The following is a 20154-nucleotide window of genomic DNA, read 5'->3' on the forward strand; positions in this document are numbered from 1 at the left end:
CGGGTCGGCAGAGGGTCGGTGTGCATGCGGCGGCTGAGTGCGGTCACGACGGCGATCACCACAGTGCTGGGCGTGCTGGTCCTGCTGGTGCTGCCCGGCAGCGCGCGGGCCGACGGGCCGATCACACTGGACCGCACCGGCCAGATCACCGACAAGGTCGGCGCGCTCGGCCAACGCCGGCCCGAGGTGGCCACCGCCCTGCGGAACCTCGACACCAGCCGCCACCTGCAGCTGTTCGTCGCCTATGTGAACGGCTTCTCCGGCCAGAGCGCGTCCGCCTGGGCCCACGCCACGGCGCAGCGCAACGGCCTGGGCCAGGACGACCTGCTGCTCGCCGTGGCCACCCACGACCGGCAGTACGCGGTGTCCGCCGACAACGACTCCGGCCTGACCCAGAGCCAGATCAACCAGGTGAACACGCTCGCGATCGAACCCGCGCTGCGGCAGAACGACTGGGCCGGCGCCGCCATCGGCGCGGCCGACGGCTACCAGGCGGTGCTGAGCGGCAAGCCGGTCACCGCGCCCGCGATCATCCCCGGCCAGGCCGACCCGGGCGGCTCGAACACCTCCGGCTCGGTGCTGTGGCTGCCGGTCGCCGCGGTGGGCGCGGCCGGGGTCGGCGCGGTCATGCTCTACTCCCGGCGCAAGCGCGCCGCGGCCGGCGGCACCGGGCCGGTCCGCGGCGCCGCCCAGCCGGTCGGCCAACCGCCGGTGCCGCTGCCCGAGTTGGACTCCCAGGCGCGGCAGGCACTGGTGCAGACCGACGACGCGGTGCGCACCAGCCAGGAGGAACTGGGCTTCGCCGCCGCGCAGTTCGGCAATGAGGCGGCCCAGCCGTTCACCGAGGCGCTGGCCTTCGCCCAGGGCGAGCTGACCGCGGCCTTCCGGCTGCGGCAGCAGCTGGACGACGCCTTCCCTGAGGACGACCCGACCAAGCGCCGGATGCTGGAGGAGATCCTGACCCGCTGCGCCGCGGCCAACGCCCGGCTGGACACCGAGGCCCAGGCCTTCGACAGCCTGCGCGCGCTGGAGGCCAACGCCCCGGAGGCGGTGCAGCGCGCCGACGCCGCGCTGGCCGAGCTGGCCGCCGGCGCCGGCGAGGCGCAGCGGACCGTCGAGGCCCTGCTGGCGCGCTACCCGGAGCCGGCCGTGGAGCCGGTGCACGGCTACCCGGGCGAGGCGGACCAGCGGCTGGAGTTCGCCCGGGGCAGCCTGGCCCAGGCCCGACAGGCGCTGTCCGGCGGCGACTCGTCCGGTGCGGCGGTCTTCGTCCGCGCCGCCGAGGGCGCGCTGGACCAGGCCGGGACCCTGCTGGAGTCGGTGACCCGGCGGGCCGGGGAATTGGAGCAGGCCGAGGCGGGGCTGCGGTCGGCGATCGCCGAGACCGAGGCCGACCTGGCCGAGGCCCGCGCCGTGTCCGGGGCCGCCCGCGGCGGCGGGTCCGGGGAGCTGAGCGGACGGGTGGCCCGGGTCGAACAGGTGCTGGCCGACGTCCGGCAGGAGCAGGCCGCCGGGAACTACGACCCGATCTCGGCGCTGCGCCGGCTGGAGGAGGCCGACGGCCTGCTGGACGAGTCGCTGACCGGCGCCAGGGAGCAGGCGGTCGGCGAGCAGCGGGCACGGGCCCTGCTCGACCAGGCCCTGCTGACCGCCCGCAGCGAGGTGGCGGCGGCCCAGGACATGATCGCGACCCACCGCGGCGCGATCGGCAGCACCGCGCGGACCCGGCTGGCCGAGGCCGAACGGCGGCTGCAGCAGGCCGTGGCCGCGGGCCCCGGCGACGCGGTCTCCGCGCTGGCGCTGGCCCAGCAGGCCGACGGCCTGGCCCGGGAGGCCCAGCGCGCCGCCCAGCAGGACGTCGGCCGCTACGACCCGTACGGGGGCGGCGGCGGACGGCCGCGGGGCGGCGGGTCGAGCGGCGCGATGCTCGGCGGGATCATCCTCGGCGGGATGCTCGGCGGGGGCGGCGGCCGGGGCCGCGGCGGCGGGTTCGGCGGGATGGGGGGCGGGCCGGGAAGCTTCGGCGGCGGGGGCACCCGCGGCCGGATGGGCGGCGGCGGAAGGTTCTGACGCCCCTGATTGACGCTCCGTCACCTCATGTGAAAGGAATCCAGCGCATGTCGAAGCAGACCATCCTGGGCCGGATCAGCCAGCTGGCGAAGGCCAACGTGAACGCGCTGATCGACCAGGCCGAGGATCCGCAGAAGATGCTCGACCAGCTGATCCGCGACTACAGCAACAACATCTCCGAGGCCGAGGACGCGGTCGCGGCCACCATCGGCAACCTCCGGCTGATGGAGCAGGACCACGCCGAGGACGTCAGCGCGGGCGCCGAGTGGGGCGGCAAGGCGCTGGCGGCCAGCCGCAGGGCCGACGAGCTGCGCGCGACCGGCGACGCCGCCGAGGCCGACCGCTTCGACAACCTGGCCAAGGTGGCGCTGGGCCGCCAGGTCCAGTCCGAGAAGGAGGCCAAGGCCGCGGAGCCGGTGATCGCCGGGCAGACCGAGATGGTGTCCAAGCTCAGGACCGGCCTGGACCAGATGAAGGCCAAGCTGTCCGAGCTGCAGGCCAAGCGGGACAACCTGGTCGCCAGGTCCAAGTCGGCCGAGGCGCAGAACACCATGGCGGACGCGGTCAAGAGCATCAATGTGATGGACCCGACCAGCGAGATCAACCGCTTCGAGCAGAAGGTCCGCCGCGAGGAGGCCAGGGCCAAGGGCAAGGAGGAGCTGGCCGCGTCCTCGCTGGACGCCCAGTTCGAGAGCCTGGACGCGATCGGCGACAACGCCGAGGTGGCCGCCCGGCTGGCCGCGCTCAAGGCCGGCGGCCAGGCGGCCTGACCCGGCGGGTGCGGCCGGTCGGAGGGACCGAGGGAGGGGCCGGGGGACGGACCGGGGGTCAGCCCGCGTCGCGCAGGCCCTCGGTCCACTTCTCCTCGACCCGGCCGTAGCGCCAGACCAGCAGTGCCACGGTCCAGGTGACCACGAAGAGGCCGACGATGCCGTAGCCGACGCTGTTGAGGTCGAGCCCGGCGACCCAGCCGATCGGGCCGCTGGTGATGTCCAGCCGCTCGGAGACCAGCTGGGTGATCTCGATGCCGCCGATCAGCACCGCCACCACCACGCTCAGCGCGGTGATGGTCAGGTTGTAGTACACCTTGCGGACCGGCTGCGAGAAGGCCCACTCGTAGGCGAAGTTCATGAAGGCGCCGTCGATGGTGTCGAGCAGCGACATCCCGGCGGCGAAGAGGACCGGCAGGACCAGGATCGCGTACCAGGGCAGCGCGAACGCGGACGCGCCCCCGGCCAGGACCAGCAGCGAGACCTCGGTCGCGGTGTCGAAGCCGAGCCCGAACAGCAGCCCGACCAGGTACATCTGCCAGGGCTTGGTGACCATCCGCATGACCGGCCCGAGGATGCGGTTCATCAGGCCGCGTTTGGCGAGGTGCTCCTCCAGCTGGACCTCGTCGAAGGCGCCGGTGCGCATCTCCCGGAAGACCTTGACGATCCCCCACAGCACCACCGCGTTGAGCACCGCGATCAGCATCAGGAAGGTGCCGGAGACGGTGGTGCCGATCAGCCCGGTCCAGGTCTGCAGCGTGCTGGCGCTGTCCTCGACCTGTCCGGCCAGCGACCTGACCCCGATCGAGAGCAGCGCGCACAGCCCGAAGACCACCGAGGAGTGGCCGAGCGAGAACCAGAAGCCGACCGAGAGCGGGCGCTTCCCGTCCGCCATCAGCTTGCGGGTGGTGTTGTCGATCGCGGCGATGTGGTCGGCGTCGAAGGCGTGCCGCATGCCCAGCGTGTAGGCGAGGATGCCGGTGCCGGCCCCGAAGACCTGGGTGCCGATGGTGTAGTGGGCCGGCGCGATGATCGCCAGCAGGGTGAACCAGCCGACCACGTGCAGCAGCGCGACGAAGCCCGCCATGCCGCCCGTCCGGGCCCACTCGCGCCCGGTCATCGCCCCGCGAATCCGTGCCACCGTACCCGCCATGACCTCCCCCTCCGACGACCTTGTGCCTCGGCCACGGTAGGGGCTGATCATATGCAGTTGCAAGTCATGCGCAATAAGTGTGCTCGGGCAGGTGCGCGGGCAACTGCGCTCAGGCGGCCTTGTGCTGCTCCTCGGCGGCCGTCGCGCTCTCCGGCTCCTCGGCGAAGTCGACCTTGCCCAGCGAGCGGTTCATCGCCTTGAGGATCCACCAGGTGCCGATGCCCAGCGCGGCGAAGACCAGGAACCCGAGCAGGCCCGGGGTGACCTTGTTGCTGTCCACGGCCAGCAGGGCGGTGGCGGCGGTGTGTGCGGTTGCGAGGGAACTCATACCCCTATGGTCCCCCCACCGTGCGGCGGCGGGGGGACCGGGGTCGGCTCAGCCGGGTCAGACGTGCACCACGTCCGCGGTGATGCCCGCGAACAGGTCGTCCTCCGGCAGCGAGGTGTCCACCAGCGAGCGGGCCAGCTCGTAGTCCTCGGTCGGCCAGACCGCGCGCTGGATCTCCAGCGGGATCCGGAACCACGGCCCCTCCGGGTCGATCTGGGTGGCGTGCGCCAGCAGCGCCCGGTCCCGCACCTCGAAGAAGTCGCCGCAGGGCACCTTGGTGGTGATCTCCCGGGGCTTGCGGTCGCTCTCGTCCCAGCGGGCGATCCACTCCGCGTAGGGGGACTCCAGGCCGCGTTCCTTCATCGCCGCGTCCAGCGCCTTGATCCGGTCCAGCGAGATGCCCTGGTTGTAGTAGAGCTTCAGCGGCTGCCACGGGTCGCCGGCCGCCGGATAGGCGTCCGGGTCCCCGGCCGCCTCGAACGCCGCCATCGACACGGTGTGGGTCATGATGTGGTCCGGGTGCGGGTAGCCGCCGTTCTCGTCGTACGTGGTCATCACGTGCGGACGGAACTCGCGGATCAGCCGCACCAGGGCCTCCACCGTCGTCTCCAGCGGCTGGAGCGCGAAGCAGCCCTCGGGCAGCGGCGGCAGCGGGTCGCCCTCGGGCAGCCCGCTGTCCACGAAGCCCAGCCAGGCCTGCTTCACCCCGAGGATCGCGCGGGCCGCGTCCATCTCCTTGGCCCGCACCTCGTGGATGTTCTCCTCGATCCAGGTGTCGCCCTGGAGCTTGGGGTTGAGGACCGAACCGCGCTCTCCCCCCGTGCATGTGGCCACCAGTACGTCGACGCCGCGCGCCACGTACGAGGCCATGGTCGCGGCGCCCTTGCTGGACTCGTCGTCCGGGTGCGCGTGTACCGCCATCAGTCGCAGCTGCTCAGTCAACGCCCCAAAGCCCTTCGTCGGTGATGCCTCCTTCTATAGTGACGGACTGGGAAGCGCGGACATTCCGCGATCCGGCGAGATACCCCGAAAGTCCCGTGCTTCCGGGTCCTGGAGAGGCGGCGAGAGACCGATGAGTGCTCCGACCAAGGTCGCAGTGCCTGCGGGCCGCTACGGCACGGACCCGGCCGAGACCGAGCGGCGGGTCCGCCGGGTGTACTACGCCGCGCTGGCGCTGGCGCTGGCGATCGTGGCCGCGGTGGGCGCGCACTACCTGCTGAAGCCGTCCTTCAACGGCGAGGTGGTGTCCTTCACCGTGGTCTCCGCCTCCGAGGTGCAGATCCGGCTGGACGTCGACAAGCCGAGCGACACCGCCGGCAGCTGCACCGTCCGCTCCCGCGACGTGAACGGCGACGAGGTGGGCCGGCTCACCGTCCCGCTGCCGAAGCAGCCCAGCAGCTACGACGGCACGGTCACCCTGCGCACCTCCAGCCTCGGCACCACCGGCGAGCTGGTCAGCTGCGGCTGACGCCGGGACGGGTACCAGGGCCGGGGCGGCTGTGCGGCTCCCGGATCGCGGCGGACATTGTTAGGCTGCTGGTTTCGCCCTTTCCGGTCGTACTGCGCATTTTTTACGTACGCATTGACCCCATGTACCTACGAGGAGCACCCGTGGCCCAGACCAGCGAAAACGTCACCTGGCTGACCCAGGAGGCGTACGACCAGCTGCGAGCCGAGCTGGAGCACCTGACGGGTCCTGCACGCGCCGAGATCACCCAGAAGATCGAGGCGGCCCGTGAGGAGGGCGATCTCAAGGAGAACGCCGGCTACCACGCGGCGCGCGAGGAGCAGGGCAAGATGGAACTCCGCATCCGGCAGCTGAACCAGCTCCTGGAGCGCGCCCAGGTGGGCGAGGCCCCGGCCGACAACGGCGTGGTCGGCCCCGGCATGGTCGTCGTCGTCGCCTGGGACGGCGACGAGGACGACACCACGACCTTCCTGCTGGGCTCCCGGGAGGCGGCCTCCAGCGAGCTGGAGACCTACTCCCCGCAGTCCCCGCTGGGCCGGGCGATCGACGGGCGCAAGGTCGGCGAGAGCGCCGGCTACGAGCTGCCCAACGGCCGCAAGGCCAATGTGAAGATCATCTCGGCTAAGCCCTACCAGGGCTGACGCCCCGCTCCTCCCCCGTACCGCTCCGCCCGGGTCAGCCCACGGCGGAGCGGTACTTGCGTACCGACAGCCAGGAGAAGACCACCGCGATCAGCACCGACCAGCCGATCGACACCCCGATCGCGTGCACCATCGGCCAGACCGTCGGGCCGGGGCCCGGCGGCAGGTTGCCGAACAGGTCGCGGGCCGCCTGCACGGTCGCGCTGAACGGGTTCCAGTAGGCGATCGCCTGCAGCCAGCCCGGCATGCTGCTGACCGGCACGAACGCGTTGGAGACGAAGGTCAGCGGGAACAGCCAGACCAGGCCGGCCGAGGTGGCCGCCTCCGGGCTGCGCACCGACAGGCCGATCAGCGCGCCGATCCAGGAGAAGGCGTAGCCGAGCAGCAGCAGCAGGGCGAACCCGGCCAGCGCCTCCAGCAGGCTCTTGTGGATCCGCCAGCCGATCAGGAACGCCACCAGGGCCAGCACCACCAGCGTCAGCGCGGTCTGCACCAGGTCGGCCAGGGTCCGGCCGACCAGGACCGCGGAGCGGGCCATCGGCAGCGACCGGAACCGGTCCACCAGGCCCTTGTTCATGTCCTCGGCGATCCCGGCCGAAGCCCCGGCCACCGCGAAGGTCACCGTCTGCGCGAAGATCCCGGCCATCAGGTACTGCTTGTAGGCGTTGGGGTTGCTGCCCATGCCGGGGATGGCGATGGCGCCGCCCATGACATAGGTGAACAGCAGCACGAACATGACCGGCTGCATCATCCCGAACACCACGATCTCGGGAATGCGGGTCATCCGCCGCAGGTTGCGCTTGGCCACCACCCAGGAGTCGCGCAGGACCCGCCCGGCCCCGCCGTGCTGGACCGGGACGGCGGAGCCGATCGCACCGGTGGTCGTGGTCACGGGGACACCCTCTCGCTCGCGGCCTCGGTTCCGGTTCCGGGCCTCGTGCCCGCGGAGTCGCCGTTCTCGTCGTCGTCGCCCAGCGTCGCGTGCCCGGTCAGCGACAGGAACACGTCGTCGAGGGTCGGGCGGCGCAGCCCGATGTCGTTGATCACGATGCCGCGCCCGTCCAGCTCCCTGATCACGTCGGCGAGGACCCGCGCGCCGCCGCTGACCGGGACGGTGATCCGGCGGGTGTGCTGCTCCACGGTGGGCTCGCCCTTGGCGTACGGGCCGAGCGCGCCGACAGCCTCGGCCAGGTCGCCCTGGTCGTGCACCACCACCTCGATCCGCTCGCCGCCGATCTGCGCCTTGAGCTGGTCGGCGGTGCCCCGGGCGATCACCTTGCCGTGGTCGACCACGCAGATGTCGTGGGCGAGGCGGTCCGCCTCCTCCAGGTACTGGGTGGTCAGCAGCAGCGTGGTGCCCTGCTCCACCAGGGTCTCGATGACCTCCCACAGCGCCATCCGGTTGCGCGGGTCGAGGCCGGTGGTGGGCTCGTCCAGGAACATCACCGGCGGCCGGACCACCAGGGCGGCGGCCAGGTCGAGCCGGCGGCGCATACCGCCGGAGTAGGTCTTGGCGGTGCGGTTGGCGGCCTCGGAGAGGTTGAACCACTCCAGCAGCTCCAGTGCGCGGGCCTTGGCGTCCCGGGCGCTCATCTGGTAGAGCTCGCCGACCATCTGCAGGTTCTCGCGGCCGGTGAGGTACTCGTCGACGGCCGCGTACTGGCCGGACAGGCCGATCAGGCTGCGCACCTTGTTGGGGTGCTTCAGCACGTCCACCCCGGCCACCACGGCCCGTCCGGAGTCCGGCTTGAGCAGGGTGGTGAGCACCCGGACCGTGGTGGTCTTCCCGGCGCCGTTCGGGCCGAGCAGCCCGAGCACCGTGCCCTCCGGCACGTCGAGACTGACCCCGTCCAGGGCTCGGACGTCCCCGAAGGTCTTCACCAGGCCCTCGGCCTCAATGGCTCCCGCCATCTGCTGCTCCTCCCGTATCCCGTGCCATGCCGCACCAGCACCAGCCTCCACGGGAACGGGCCGGCTCGCGACCCGAATTAACCGGACGAAAGGGACCGATGCTGTCAGCTCTGCCGGAGTACGGTGTATCCGGCTTTCCGGAGCTCAGACACTACGGCGTCGCAGTGCTCGGGGCCCTTGGTTTCCAGATGGAGGTCGACCTCGGCCTCGCCCAGGTCGAGCTTGGGGTCGGTGCGGACGTGGGCCACGTCCACCACGTTGGCGTCCACCCGGGTCAGCGCGCCGAGCAGGCTCGCCAGCGCGCCGGGACGGTCGGTGATCCGCAGCCGCAGCGACAGGTAGCGCCCGGCGACGACCATGCCGTGCCGCAGCACCCGCTGCAGCAGCAGCGGGTCGACGTTGCCGCCGGAGAGCACCGCGACCACCGGGCCCTCCAACCGGTCGGCGTGCTCCAGCAGCGCGGCCACGGTGCTGGCCCCGGCCGGCTCGACCACCAGCTTGCAGCGCTCCAGGCAGATCAACTGGGCCTGGGCGAGTGAGGACTCACTCACCGTCAGCACCCCGTCGGCCAGCTTGCTGACGATCTCGAACGGGATGTCCCCCGGACGGCCCACCTGGATGCCGTCGGCCATGGTGGAGAAGCCCTCCAGGCTGACCGGCCGCCCGGCCCGCAGCGACGGCGGGTACGCCGCCGCGCCGGCCGCCTGCACGCCGACCACCCGGACGTCCGGGCGCAGCGCCTTGACCGCGGTGGCGATCCCGGCGAGCAGCCCGCCGCCGCCGACCCCGACCAGGACGGTGCGGACCTCCGGGCACTGCTCCAGGATCTCCAGTCCGACCGTGCCCTGCCCGGCCACCACGTCCTGGTGGTCGAACGGGTGGATCACCACGGCGCCGGTGGTCTCCGCGTACTCCAGCGCGGCGGCCAGGGTGGCGTCGAAGTTCTCGCCGAACAGCCGGACCTGCGCGCCGTAGTCGCGGGTGGCGGCGACCTTCGGCAGCGGCGCGGCCACCGGCATGAACACGGTGGAGCGGACCCCGAGCGTGGTGGCGGCCAGGGCGACCCCCTGGGCGTGGTTCCCGGCGCTGGCGGCGACCACCCCGGCGGCCCGCTCGTCCGGGCTGAGCCCGGCGATCCTGACATAGGCGCCGCGCAGCTTGAACGAACCGGTGCGCTGCAGGTTCTCGCACTTGAGGTGGACCGGTGAGCCGATCATCGCGGAGAGGTGGCGGCTGCCCTCCATCGGAGTCACCCGCGCCACCCCCGCGAGCATCTTGTGGGCGCCGCGAATGTCATCGAGCGTGATCGGCCAGGAGTTCATGGGTTCAGCGTAGGGCGTTCCACCGATACGCTCGGATACAGCTCCGTACAACGACAGATCGTGACCCCGATGACCTCATCTGACATCGCGCCCGCCGATTCCGTGTCCGGCGGTTCCCAGTCCGGCGGCCCCCTCCCCGCCGAAGGGGACGAGGTGCTGTACGACCGGCTCCAGTACCAGGTCGCGATCCTCGCCCGGCGGGTGGAGCAGGTGCGCATGGGCGGGGTGGGCGACCAGCGGAACTCGATGGACCGGGCCGCGTTCCTGCTGCTGCACCGGCTCCAGCACAGCGGCGCGGTCGGGGTGAAGGCACTGGCCGGGGCGATGGGGATCGACTCGTCCACGGTGACCCGGCAGGTCGCGCCGCTGGTGGAGTCAGGCCTGGTGGACCGGGTGCCGAACCCGGACGACGGCCGGGCCGTCCTCCTCGAACTGTCCCCGCTGGGACGGGAACGGCTCAAGGAGGTGCGGGCCTCGCGGCAGGAGATGATCCGCCGGCTGACCGACGGCTGGCCGAACCAGGACCAGCGCCGGTTCTGCGACCTGCTGACCCGGTTCAACCAGGCGATGCAGGAGTTCCGGCCTTAGCGGGTCCGGCGGTGGCGGTCCCCGCCCGTTGGACCTGTCTAGCGCAGCGCCTCGGACAGGTCGGCGAGCAGGTCGTCGACCGACTCGATGCCGACCGAGAGCCGGACCAGGTCCGCCGGGACCTCCAGCGCGGAACCGGCCGCCGAGGCGTGCGTCATCCGGCCCGGGTGCTCGATCAGCGACTCCACGCCGCCCAGCGACTCACCCAGGGTGAACAGCGTGGCCCGGTTGCAGACCTCGACCGCGGCCTGCTCGCCGTCCTTGTGCCGGAACGACACCATCCCGCCGAAGGCCTTCATCTGCTTGACCGCGACGTCGTGGCCCGCGTGCGAGGGCAGCCCGGGGTAGAGCACGTGCGAGACCTTGGGGTGCTCGGCCAGGAACGCGGCCACCCGGGCCGCGTTCTCGCTGTGCCGGTCCATCCGCACGCCGAGGGTCTTGATCCCGCGCATCACCAGCCAGGCGTCGAACGGGCCGGCGACCGCGCCCATCGCGTTCTGGTGGTACGCCAACTCCTCGCCCAGCGTGGCGTCGTCGGTCACCAGCGCGCCGCCGACCACGTCGGAGTGGCCGCCCATGTACTTGGTGGTGGAGTAGACGACCACGTCCGCGCCCAGGCCCAGCGGCTGCTGCAGGTAGGGGCTGGCGAAGGTGTTGTCGACCACCAGCAGCGAGCCGGACTCCTTGGCCACGTGCGCGACCGCGGCGATGTCGGTGATCCCGAGCAGCGGGTTGCTCGGCGTCTCGACCCAGATCACCTTGGTGTTGGGGCGGACCGCGGCGCGGACCGCCTCCGGGTGCTGGGTGTCGGCGACGGACCACTCCACGCCCCAGCGCGACAGCACCTTGGAGAACAGCCGGAAGGTGCCGCCGTAGGCGTCGTTGGGGATGACGATGTGGTCGCCCGGCTTGGTGACCGTGCGCAGCAGGCAGTCCTCGGCGGCCAGGCCCGAGGCGAAGGCCAGGCCGCGGCGTCCGCCGTCCAGGGCGGCGAGGTTCTGCTCCAGCGCGGTCCGGGTGGGGTTGGCGGAGCGGCTGTACTCGTAGCCGCCGCGGAGGCCGCCGACGCCGTCCTGCTTGTACGTCGAGACCTGGTAGATGGGGGTGACCACGGCCCCGGTCTGCGGATCGGCCTCCTGCCCGGCATGGATGGCCAGGGTCTCGAAGGCGTAGTCGTGCGAGTGAGGGTGATTGGTGCTCATGAGCCCCGAGGGTAGTCCGAAACCACCCGCCCGGCCCGCGAGACCGCCCCGCGTGGTGGGCGGTGGAATTCCCGTCCGCCGCCGGACGTTCCCCGGACATGATGTTCCAGAGCTTCAAGACCCGACTCCCCAGCGCAGACGAAGCCCTGCAGGGCCGTGCCCAGCCCGCCTTCGCGCTGCCCGCGCGGCACACCGTCCTGGGCAACCCGCTGGACGGCCCGTACCCGGCCGGGCTGGAGGTCGCCGACTTCGGCCTCGGCTGCTTCTGGGGCGCGGAGCGCGCGTTCTGGCAGGTCCCGGGCGTGTGGACGACCCTCGTCGGCTACCAGGGCGGCCACACGGCCAACCCGACCTACGAGGAGGTCTGCAGCGGCCACACCGGCCACACCGAGGCCGTCCGCGTGGTCTTCGACCCGGCGAAGGTCGGCTACGCGGACCTGCTGAAGGTCTTCTGGGAGGCGCACGACCCCACCCAGGGCTTCCGCCAGGGCAACGACCGCGGCACCCAGTACCGCTCCGCCGCCTACACCCACTCCCCCGAGCAGCAGACCGCCGCGACCGAGACCCGCGACTCGTTCCAGTCCGTCCTCAGCCGCGTCGGCTTCCCGCCGATCACCACCGAGATCCTCCCGGCCGGCCCCTTCTACCCGGCCGAGCCGTACCACCAGCAGTACCTCGACAAGAACCCCGACGGCTACTGCGGCCTCGGCGGCACCGGCCAGTCCTGCCCGGTGGGCGTCGCCAGGACCGACGGCTGAGCGGGACCGCTCGATCCCCGCAGCGTCGGGCGCGTCCTGCGGCGGAGGGCCACCGGTGGGGCCGGTGGCCCTCGGTGGGTCAGTTGGCGGTGTCGAGGGTTTCGGCGACCGGGGTGACCGTGGCCGGTCCTGTGCTCGAGAGGTTGCTGAAGAGGTCGGCGGTGACTGCCTCACCCGCGCCGACGGTCCACAGGTCCGGTACTCCGTCGCTGTTGATGTCGGCGGCCTGCAGCGTGACGTCGGCGCCGGTGTTCCAGTCGGTGGCGACCGGGTAGGCGTCGAAGGTGAGGTTCCCGGTGTCGGGGTCGGCCGCGAGGTTCTTCCACAGGTCGAGCTCGCCGGTGGACTTCTTCCACAGGAACATCGCGGTGCTCATGCCCCCGCCGCTGACCGGCAGCTGGGTGGCGGCGATGGTCCAGTTGTCCCAGTCGGCGGTTCCGTCAGGCGTGTTGACGTTCAGGGTGACCGGGAATCCGTACGCGGCCGGGGCGAACGACGTGTAGAGGTTGAGCCCGTAGCCGCTGGTGCTGTCGCCCAGGATGCCGAGCAGGTCCGGCAGGCCGGTGTTGCTGCCGGAGGTGTTGCCCGCGTTGACGATCTGGGTGGGGTTGTCGCCGTCGAAGTTGGCGAGCGAGCCCGACGACAGGTTGTCGCCCCCGTTGGGGAGCGGAGCGCCGGTGCCGTTGCCCTGGAGGATCACACCGCTGCCGGCGTGGATGCCTGCCGGGTAGTAGACCAGGACGTCCTGGTCGGAGCCGCCGGTGAAGCGCCCGGTGATGGCCGTCGCCCCGTCGAGGTCGGACGGCGCGCCCTCGTAGTTGATCCCGTCGCCGTTGGTCCCGATGTCGGTCGGCGACGTGGCGACGTGGCCGTTGCCCGCGCCCGCGGCCAGCCACAGGCCGGACGGCAGTCCGTTCTGCGCCCCCACGGTGAGCAGGTCCGGTACCTCGTCGCCGGTGAGGTCGCCGTCGGTGAGGTCGGGCGGGGGCGTGGCGGAGACGAAGGTGATGGTGGTGCTTCCGCCGAAGTTCCCGCCCGGAGACATACCGGTGACCGAAAGGGTGTTGACGGAGCGGGTCGGGGTGATCGTGATCGTGGCGCCGCCCGTCGAGCTCGCGGTGACGTTCACCGGAGCGCCCTCGTTGAGCTGGTACTGGTAGCCGCTGGGGACGGAGCCGCTGGTGGGGGCGGTGATCGCGATGTTGACCGGCTGGCCGATGGTGGTCGATCCCGGCTGGCCGACCGAGGGCGTGCCCGGACGGGTGGGGTCGAAGGAGAAGTGGCAGGTGGTGGACCAGGCGCTGGTGCCCGTGGAGTCGGCGGCCCGGACCTTCCAGTCGAACTTCGTGATCCTGTCGTCGGCCGCCGCCTTCCAGGTGGCCTCGGGGATGCGGTACACGGCCGTCGTGCCCGAGGGCACGGTCAGCGCCGTCGGGGACGTCTCGGCGACGACGCTGTGGGTGCCGTGCTCCGTCACCTTGAAGTCCACGCCGAGGGTGCCGCCCGCCGCGGAGGACACGGCCGCGTACAGCGTGATGTCGCCGTCGCCGAGAATCGTGCCCTTGCAGGCGGAGGACGGGAACGTGCTCAGGGCGGTGGGAACGTTCGGGCCCGGCCCGAGCGGCGCGGCCGACGCGACGACGGGCTGGATGACGCCGGCGGCGGCGGCCAGCACGCCGAGCGCCACCGCGGCCGTCAGAGCACGCTCGGTACCGGACATGAGAAACGCGGACGAATTCACGCAGTCGTCAACTTTCCTGCTGGGGACCGAAATGGCCCCGATCGGCGTCAGAGTACGCGCCCCCTGTCCGCCCGCACCCGGCAATTTCTGGAGGGCGGATTCATTCGTGCTCATCTGCACCGGTTGGAGGAGTTTCAGAGGAGCGTGAGCGGGATCTCGGAATCGACGCGGGTGAGTTTTGCGGGGTTGCGGACGTAGTAGAGGCCGGTGACGCGGGCGTCCTCGACGCGGAGGGCGAGGATGCCGTCGAGTTCGCCGTCCACCCGTAGGGCGAGGGCCAGGTTGCCGTTGACGGTGATCAGGTCGCCGGTGAGCACGCCCGCGGTCTTGCCGGAGCCGCCGGCGATGAAGCGGGACACCTTGTCGGCGCCGACGATCGGGCGCAGCGCCGCCTGCTTGACGCCGCCGCCGTCGCTGACCAGGACCACGTCCGGGGCGAGCACGTCGAGCAGGCCCTGCAGGTCGCCGGTCGCCAGGGCGTGCCGGAACGACTCCAGCGCGGCCCGGGTCTCGCCCGGGGAAGCCACCGCGCGGGGGCGGCGGGCGTCGACGTGCAGGCGGGCCCGGTGCGCGATCTGCCGGACCGCGGCGGTGCTCTTGTCGACGGCGGCGGCGATCTCCTCGTAGCTGACGTCGAAGGCCTCGCGCAGCACGAAGACGGCGCGCTCGGTGGGCGACAGGGTCTCCAGGACGAGCATGATCGCCATCGACAGGCTCTCGGCGAGTTCGACGTCCTCGGCCACGTCCGGTGTGGTGAGCAGCGGCTCGGGCAGCCAGGGGCCGACGTAGGACTCCCGGTGGCGGCTCACCGTGCGCAGCCGGTTCAGCGACTGCCGGGTGGTGATCCGGACCAGGTAGGCCCGCTGGTCGCGCACCTGCTCCAGGTCGACCTTGATCCAGCGCAGCCAGGTCTCCTGGAGCACGTCCTCGGCGTCGGCCGCCGATCCGAGCATCTCGTAGGCGACGGTGAAGAGGAGGTTGCGGTGCGCAACGAAGGCCTCGGTCGCCGGGTCGTCGGCGGCGGCGTGGGTCATGGCGTCGGCGTGATCGTCGCTCACAGCGGTGTCCTGTTCCTTGTGCTCAGCCATGTTTACGACCGGCCGCCGACCGGGGCAGCGACTGCCGCGGCGCCCTCGGTGCTCGCGGCGCCCCTGGCCTGGATCAGTTGCTGACGCTTGGTGTTCTTGACCAGGACGGGCCCACGCGCACCGGGCTTGCGTGCCTCGTCCGTCAGCTGCTTGACGGTCTGTCGGCAGATGAACTCCTTGAGTTTCGCACCCGGTCGGCCGCCGAGGTGGAACCTGGTCGCGCTGTCGTCCCGGTGGGCGAACTGGAAGACGCCGAGGCGACGTCCCAGGCTGATGCACTGACCGGCGAACCCCACGACGAGCGGCTCGGGCTGCCTGCCTGCGATCCGGCTGAGCACCGTGTCGGCGGCCTGCGCGCCCATCGGACCCGCGGCCTGGCAGCTCATCCGCAGCGGCTGTCCTGACGGCGCCGCCGAGTCCCCCGCGGCGACGATGCGCGGGTCGTCCACGCTGGTCAGCGTCTCGTCGGTGAGCAGGCGGCCCAGCGCGTCGGTGCTCAGTCCGCTGCGGACGGCCAGGTCCGGCACGCCGAAGCCGGCGGTCCAGACGGTCACCGCGCTCGGCAGCGTGCGGCCGTCGCTGAGCCGCACGGCGTCGCGGGTCACCGCCGTCACCGTCGCCCCGGGACCGGCCAGCACGGTCATCCCGAGCGCGGCCAGCCGGGCGGCGATCGCACGGCGGACCCGCGGGTGCAGGTAGGGGCCGAGCACCTGGCCGCAGACCAGGGTCACCGCGCGGCCCTGCTCGGCCAGCTCCGCGGCGGCCTCGATGCCGGTCGGACCGGCGCCGACCACCGTCACCCCGGCCGACGCGGGCGCGGCCTCGATCACCGGCCGCAGCCGCTGCGCCTCCTCAAGACCGGCCAGCGGATGGGCGAACTCGGCCGCTCCGGGCACACCCGGGTCGGCGCTGCCGCTGCCCACCGCGTAGACCAGGTAGTCGTAGCCGACCGTGCCGCCGGCCGCCAGCACCAGTCCGCGCTCGGCCGCGTCGATCCGGGTCACCGTGTCGACCACCAGCCGGACGCTGTCGGCCAGCACCTCCCGGTAGTCGACGACCGCGTCGTGGGACCCGGCCGCCAGCTGGTGCAGCCGGATCCGCTCGACAAAGGTCGGACGCGGGTTGACCAGGGTCACGCTCACGTCGTCGCGCTGGGTCAGGCGGTTGGCCGCCATAACCCCGGCGTATCCGCCGCCGATCACGACGACCTCGGTGTTCCTGGCGTTCTCGGTGTTCTCGCTCATGGTGTCTCCTTCGATCCGAGAGGTTCAGCCACAAGACACCGCATGGCCGACCGCTGTGACACCACGTGGCGCAGATCACTCCGCCGACCACCCGCCGGACCTCGGGTCAGCGTGGATCCAGGCTGCCGTCCAGCATCTCCGGGAGGGGCCGGGTGTGCAGGACGCCGAGGGTTCTGGTGGCCCGGGTGAGGGCGACGTAGAGGTCGTTCACGCCCCGGGTGTGGGCCGCCAGGATCTCGGCGGGCTCGACCACCAGGACCGCGTCGAATTCCAGGCCCTTGGCCTGGGCCGCCGTCAGCAGGACCACCGGCGAATCCAGGGCGGACGGGTCGGCGGCGGTCGTGACGCCGTCCAACTCGGCCAGGGAGGCGACCCGTTCGGACGGCCAGGTGGCCGCGTGGACGACCGCCATCCGGCCGCCGTCCAGGGCAGCGATCTCCTTCTCGACGGCGTCGCGCAGCGCCCGGTCGCGGTCGGAGTCGCGGTCGGAGTCGGGGAGGTGGTCGGGGAGGCGGCGGCTCCACGGGCGGACGCCGCCGCTGCGCACCGCGGTGGGGGCGGTGAGCGCCGGGTCGAGCGCGCGCAGCACACCCTCGGTGGTCCGCATGATCTCGGCCGGGGTCCGGTAGTTGACGGCCAGCTCCACCGTGCGCCAGCGCCCGGCCGTGTAGTCGTCCAGCGCCTCGCCCCAGGCGCTGAGCCCGGCCGGTGCGCCGGTCTGGGCCAGGTCGCCCACGATCGTCATGGAGCGGCCGGGGCAGCGGCGGGTCAGCAGCCGCCAGTCCATCGGGGACAACTCCTGCGCCTCGTCCACGATCACATGGCCGAAGCCCCAGGTCCGGTCCTCGACCGCGCGCTCGGCCAGCGGACGGAGCGACTCCTCGCCGCGGTACTGGCGGGCCAGCATCGCGGCGTCCATCTCGGCCAGCCCCACCCCGAAGTCGTCCAGGACGATCTTCGCGAACTCCAGCTCGGCGGCGTCGGGTCCGGTCTGCTGGTGCGGGGGGACGGGGGCGCCGGCGCCGCCGGGCAGCGGGCCGAGCAGTTCGGCGGCCTCGTCCAGCAGCGGGACGTCGGCGTTGGTCCAGGCGACGGCGGCGTCCGGGCCCGGGTCCGCGTCGGCGTCCACGTCCGCGTCCGGGCCTGGGTGTTCACGGAGCAGCGCGGCGCGTTCGGCCTCGGTGAAGTCCGGCATGGTCCGGGCCAGCAGTTCCGGGGAGGCAAAGAGGTGAGTGAGCATTCGCTCAGGGCTCAGCCGCGGCCACAGCCGCTCCACCACGGCCTGGAATTCCGGCTCCTCGACCAGTCCGTCGGCGAGGTCGGCGACATCGTCGAGGTCCATCGGGGTGCCCCGGTCCCTGGCGATCCGCAGGGCCAGTTCGGAGGAGAGCCGCTCGACCAGCTCGGCCCTGGCCGGGTTGTGGGCCTCGCCCGACCGGTGCGCGGCGGCGTGGGCGCGCTCCCCCAGGGCCCGGCTGATCTCCAGCACCTCGCGGTGGGCCGACCGCCGGCCCACGGTGATGCTCCATGACTCCTCCGGCAGCTCCCGGAAGCTCTCCAGCGCGGCGGCCAGCACCCGGGCCATCCGGGCGTCGCCCTTGACCGCCGCCGCCTCGGGCGTCTCCGCGTCGGTCCCGGTCACGCCCGGGTAGAGCGCGCCGATGCTGCTCAGCACCACCTCGCTCTCGCCGAGCGCGGGGAGCACCTGGTCGATGTAGCGCAGGAAGGTCCGGTTCGGCCCGATCACCAGCACACCGCGCTTGGCCAGCCGGTCGCGGTGGGTGTAGAGCAGGTACGCGGCGCGGTGCAGCGCCACCACGGTCTTGCCGGTCCCCGGACCGCCCTGCACCACCAGCACGCCGCCGAGTTCGGAGCGGATGATCCGGTCCTGCTCGGCCTGGATGGTGGCGACGATGTCGCCCATCCTCCCGGTCCGAGCCGCCGTCAGCGAGGCGAGCAGGGCGGTCTCCCCGCTCAGCTGGGAACTGTCGCGGCCCTCCAGGGAGTCCACCCCGAAGGCGTCGTCGTCGAAGTCGACCACGGTCCTGTCCTTGCTGCGCAGGTGCCGACGGCCGGTCACCACGCCGGGCGCGGCGGGCGTGGCCCGGTAGAACGGCTCAGCGGCGGACGCCCGCCAGTCGGTGAGCACCGGGTCGTGCTCCTCGTCGGCCAGGGCGATCCGGCCGATGTACTGCCGCTCGCCGTCGGCGCTGTCGATCCGGCCGAAGCAGAGCCCGTACTCGGCGGCGTGCAGCTCGGCCAGTCGGCGGGTGTGGTGGATCTCCAGCGTGTCCCGCTCCATCCGGGACTGGGCCGTTCCGCCCTTGTCCTGGCGGTGGACCTCGCGCAGCCGGGTGGCGGCGAGGTCGCGCTGCGCGTCGAGACGGTCGTACAACATGCCGAGGTAGGCGTTCTCCGCCCGCAGCTCCCCGCTCCGCCAATTCGCTTCCGCGGCAGCGGAGGTGGCGGCGGCGGCGTCGGCGCGGACGTCGGGGGCGGAGGCGGAGGAAGCGGCGTCGGAGGCGGCGTCGGAAGCGGCGCAGGCGGCAGCAGCGTCGTCGGCATCGTCGAGCAGCAGCGCCGCGGCCGTCGCGGCACCGTCGGTGCGGACGGTGCCGGCCACGGCGGCGGCTCGCGCGCGGACCCCGGGGGACAGCGCGGTCCGGAGCGCGGCCGACAGGGACGCGACGGTCGGGCTCGGCCCGTCATGCGCCACACCGATGCCCAACTCGGCCACCCGACCGGCCCAGTAGGGCTGGTCCACGATCTGCGGCAGCACCACCTGCGGGACGCCGGCCCGCGCAGCGGTCGTCGTGGTACCCGCGCCGCCGTGGTGCACGACGGCGGCCACCCGCCCGAACAGCGCCTGCTGGTTGACCTCGCCGACGACGAAGCAGTCGTCCCCGCCGTGGTCATCCGGGCCCAGCTCGGCCCAGCCACGGGAGAGCAGCACCCGGCGTCCCTGCGCCCGGACCGCCTCGACGGCCACCCCGGCGACGTCCGCCGCGCCCCGCATCGGCATGCTGCCGAAGCCCACGTACACCGGCGCCGCACCGGCCGCGAGGAACGCCTCCAACCCGGCCGGGAGCGGACGCCCGTCCGGAAGGATCCAGGCCCCGGTCTGCACCACGTCCGCGTCGTCCGCGCCGTCCGCGACCGCGTCCACACCGTCCGCGCCGCCGCCGAGGCCATCGCGCTGCCACGGGCTCAGCGCCGGGTCCGTCGCCAGCCAGGGCCGCCCGGTGAAGACGTGGTCGCGGACGTGCTCCACCGGCGGCAGGCCGACCGAGGCCCGGTGGGTGTTGAAGGCCGGGCCGAACAGCGCGTCCATGGTCTCGGTGTTCAGCTCCCAGAGCGCCCGGTTGTCGGTCACCTCCGGTGGCAGCGGCCATCCCGGGTAGGGGTGCGGCGGGTGCTGCGACGACGGCAGGGTGGTCGGCTGGAGGCTGACGTAGACGTAGCGGATGCCCAGCGTCTCGGCCACCGACCGCGCGGCAGCAGCGGCCGGGAACAGACCGGTCGCCACCACCACGTAGCAGCCCCCGGCCGAACCCCCGGCCCCGCCCGCGGCCGGCCCCGCGCCCCATCCCTCGTCCCGCCCCTCCGCCGCCGCGAGGATCGTGGCGTACTGCGCGGTGATCATCTCGGCCGCGCGCCGGGGCAGGTCCGCCGCGGGCGGCGGGGTCGCCCCGGTCACCGTCCGGCGCACCGAGGGCCCCGACGGCACCAGCGGAACGCCGACCCGGGCCAGCAGTTCCGCGAACTCCTGGTCCGGCGGCGCGCAGACCCGCACCTCCGCGCCGAGGTCCCGCAGCCGCAGCGCGAGGGCCGCCATCGGTTCGACGTCTCCTCGTGACCCGTACGTCGACA

Annotated in this window: 17 protein-coding genes; 6 read left to right on the plus strand and 11 right to left on the minus strand. The window is 72.6% G+C overall.

What is annotated here, in order from left to right:
* Window positions 1–24 precede the first annotated feature (24 nt).
* Both ACEZDE_RS00330 and ACEZDE_RS00335 read left to right on the plus strand, forming a co-directional pair.
* Window positions 25–2070, plus strand: coding sequence for a TPM domain-containing protein (locus tag ACEZDE_RS00330; protein WP_380530227.1), 2046 nt, complete (start codon window positions 25–27; stop codon window positions 2068–2070).
* A 47-nt stretch (window positions 2071–2117) separates the two neighbouring features.
* Complete coding sequence (locus tag ACEZDE_RS00335; protein ID WP_380530230.1) at window positions 2118–2840, plus strand: PspA/IM30 family protein; 723 nt, start codon at window positions 2118–2120, stop codon at window positions 2838–2840.
* Between the two features lie 58 nt (window positions 2841–2898).
* On the opposite strand, the gene ACEZDE_RS00340 is transcribed toward ACEZDE_RS00335, so the two are convergent.
* From ACEZDE_RS00340 to mca, 3 genes are all read right to left on the minus strand, one after another.
* Complete coding sequence (locus tag ACEZDE_RS00340; RefSeq protein WP_380530233.1) at window positions 2899–3993, minus strand: HoxN/HupN/NixA family nickel/cobalt transporter; 1095 nt, start codon at window positions 3991–3993, stop codon at window positions 2899–2901.
* 109 nt (window positions 3994–4102) lie between these two features.
* Window positions 4103–4321, minus strand: coding sequence for a hypothetical protein (locus ACEZDE_RS00345; RefSeq protein WP_380530236.1), 219 nt, complete (start codon window positions 4319–4321; stop codon window positions 4103–4105).
* 57 nt (window positions 4322–4378) lie between these two features.
* Window positions 4379–5263 carry a mycothiol conjugate amidase Mca gene (gene mca / locus ACEZDE_RS00350; RefSeq protein WP_380530239.1) on the minus strand — a complete coding sequence of 295 codons (885 nt, stop codon included), beginning with the start codon at window positions 5261–5263 and terminating at the stop codon, window positions 4379–4381.
* 130 nt (window positions 5264–5393) lie between these two features.
* Here mca and ACEZDE_RS00355 point away from each other — a divergent pair, with 130 nt between their 5' ends.
* The gene (locus ACEZDE_RS00355; RefSeq protein WP_380530242.1) at window positions 5394–5789 is read left to right on the plus strand and encodes a DUF4307 domain-containing protein; all 396 of its coding nucleotides are present in this window, start codon (window positions 5394–5396) and stop codon (window positions 5787–5789) included.
* Window positions 5790–5932: 143 nt separating this feature from the next.
* On the plus strand, window positions 5933–6430 hold the full coding sequence (greA, locus tag ACEZDE_RS00360) for a transcription elongation factor GreA (RefSeq protein WP_380530245.1): 498 nt from the start codon (window positions 5933–5935) through the stop codon (window positions 6428–6430).
* A 34-nt stretch (window positions 6431–6464) separates the two neighbouring features.
* Here the strand turns inward: greA and ACEZDE_RS00365 are convergent, their stop codons facing one another.
* The 3 genes from ACEZDE_RS00365 to ilvA all read right to left on the minus strand — a co-directional run bounded on the left by ACEZDE_RS00365 (window position 6465) and on the right by ilvA (window position 9663).
* On the minus strand, window positions 6465–7322 hold the full coding sequence (locus tag ACEZDE_RS00365; protein WP_380530248.1) for an ABC transporter permease: 858 nt from the start codon (window positions 7320–7322) through the stop codon (window positions 6465–6467).
* Window positions 7319–8341, minus strand: a complete 1023-nt coding sequence (locus tag ACEZDE_RS00370; RefSeq protein WP_380530251.1) for an ATP-binding cassette domain-containing protein — start codon at window positions 8339–8341, stop codon at window positions 7319–7321. The genes ACEZDE_RS00365 and ACEZDE_RS00370 overlap by 4 nt, the downstream gene beginning before the upstream one ends.
* Window positions 8342–8445: 104 nt before the next feature.
* Entirely contained in the window at window positions 8446–9663 is a 1218-nt protein-coding gene (ilvA, locus tag ACEZDE_RS00375; RefSeq protein WP_380530254.1) for a threonine ammonia-lyase, read from the minus strand.
* A 69-nt stretch (window positions 9664–9732) separates the two neighbouring features.
* Between ilvA and ACEZDE_RS00380 the strand changes: the two genes are divergently transcribed.
* A complete protein-coding gene (locus tag ACEZDE_RS00380) occupies window positions 9733–10251 on the plus strand; it encodes a MarR family winged helix-turn-helix transcriptional regulator (protein ID WP_380530257.1) in 519 nt (172 codons plus the stop codon).
* Between the two features lie 38 nt (window positions 10252–10289).
* On the opposite strand, the gene ACEZDE_RS00385 is transcribed toward ACEZDE_RS00380, so the two are convergent.
* Window positions 10290–11453 carry a cystathionine gamma-synthase gene (locus ACEZDE_RS00385; RefSeq protein ID WP_380530260.1) on the minus strand — a complete coding sequence of 388 codons (1164 nt, stop codon included), beginning with the start codon at window positions 11451–11453 and terminating at the stop codon, window positions 10290–10292.
* Between the two features lie 98 nt (window positions 11454–11551).
* Between ACEZDE_RS00385 and msrA the strand changes: the two genes are divergently transcribed.
* Complete coding sequence (gene msrA / locus ACEZDE_RS00390) at window positions 11552–12211, plus strand: peptide-methionine (S)-S-oxide reductase MsrA (protein ID WP_380531149.1); 660 nt, start codon at window positions 11552–11554, stop codon at window positions 12209–12211.
* Window positions 12212–12290: 79 nt separating this feature from the next.
* Here the strand turns inward: msrA and ACEZDE_RS00395 are convergent, their stop codons facing one another.
* The 4 genes from ACEZDE_RS00395 to ACEZDE_RS00410 form a co-directional block, all read right to left on the minus strand.
* Window positions 12291–13931 carry a hypothetical protein gene (locus ACEZDE_RS00395; RefSeq protein WP_380530262.1) on the minus strand — a complete coding sequence of 547 codons (1641 nt, stop codon included), beginning with the start codon at window positions 13929–13931 and terminating at the stop codon, window positions 12291–12293.
* Window positions 13932–14086: 155 nt separating this feature from the next.
* Entirely contained in the window at window positions 14087–14986 is a 900-nt protein-coding gene (locus ACEZDE_RS00400; RefSeq protein WP_380531151.1) for an RNA polymerase sigma-70 factor, read from the minus strand.
* Window positions 14987–15042: 56 nt separating this feature from the next.
* Entirely contained in the window at window positions 15043–16284 is a 1242-nt protein-coding gene (locus tag ACEZDE_RS00405; RefSeq protein WP_380530265.1) for an NAD(P)/FAD-dependent oxidoreductase, read from the minus strand.
* A 106-nt stretch (window positions 16285–16390) separates the two neighbouring features.
* Window positions 16391–20119 carry a nucleotide disphospho-sugar-binding domain-containing protein gene (locus tag ACEZDE_RS00410; protein WP_380530267.1) on the minus strand — a complete coding sequence of 1243 codons (3729 nt, stop codon included), beginning with the start codon at window positions 20117–20119 and terminating at the stop codon, window positions 16391–16393.
* Window positions 20120–20154: the final 35 nt, after the last annotated feature.

The sequence above is a fragment of the Streptacidiphilus cavernicola genome, from assembly GCF_042510955.1.
GTDB lineage: Bacteria > Actinomycetota > Actinomycetes > Streptomycetales > Streptomycetaceae > Streptacidiphilus > Streptacidiphilus cavernicola.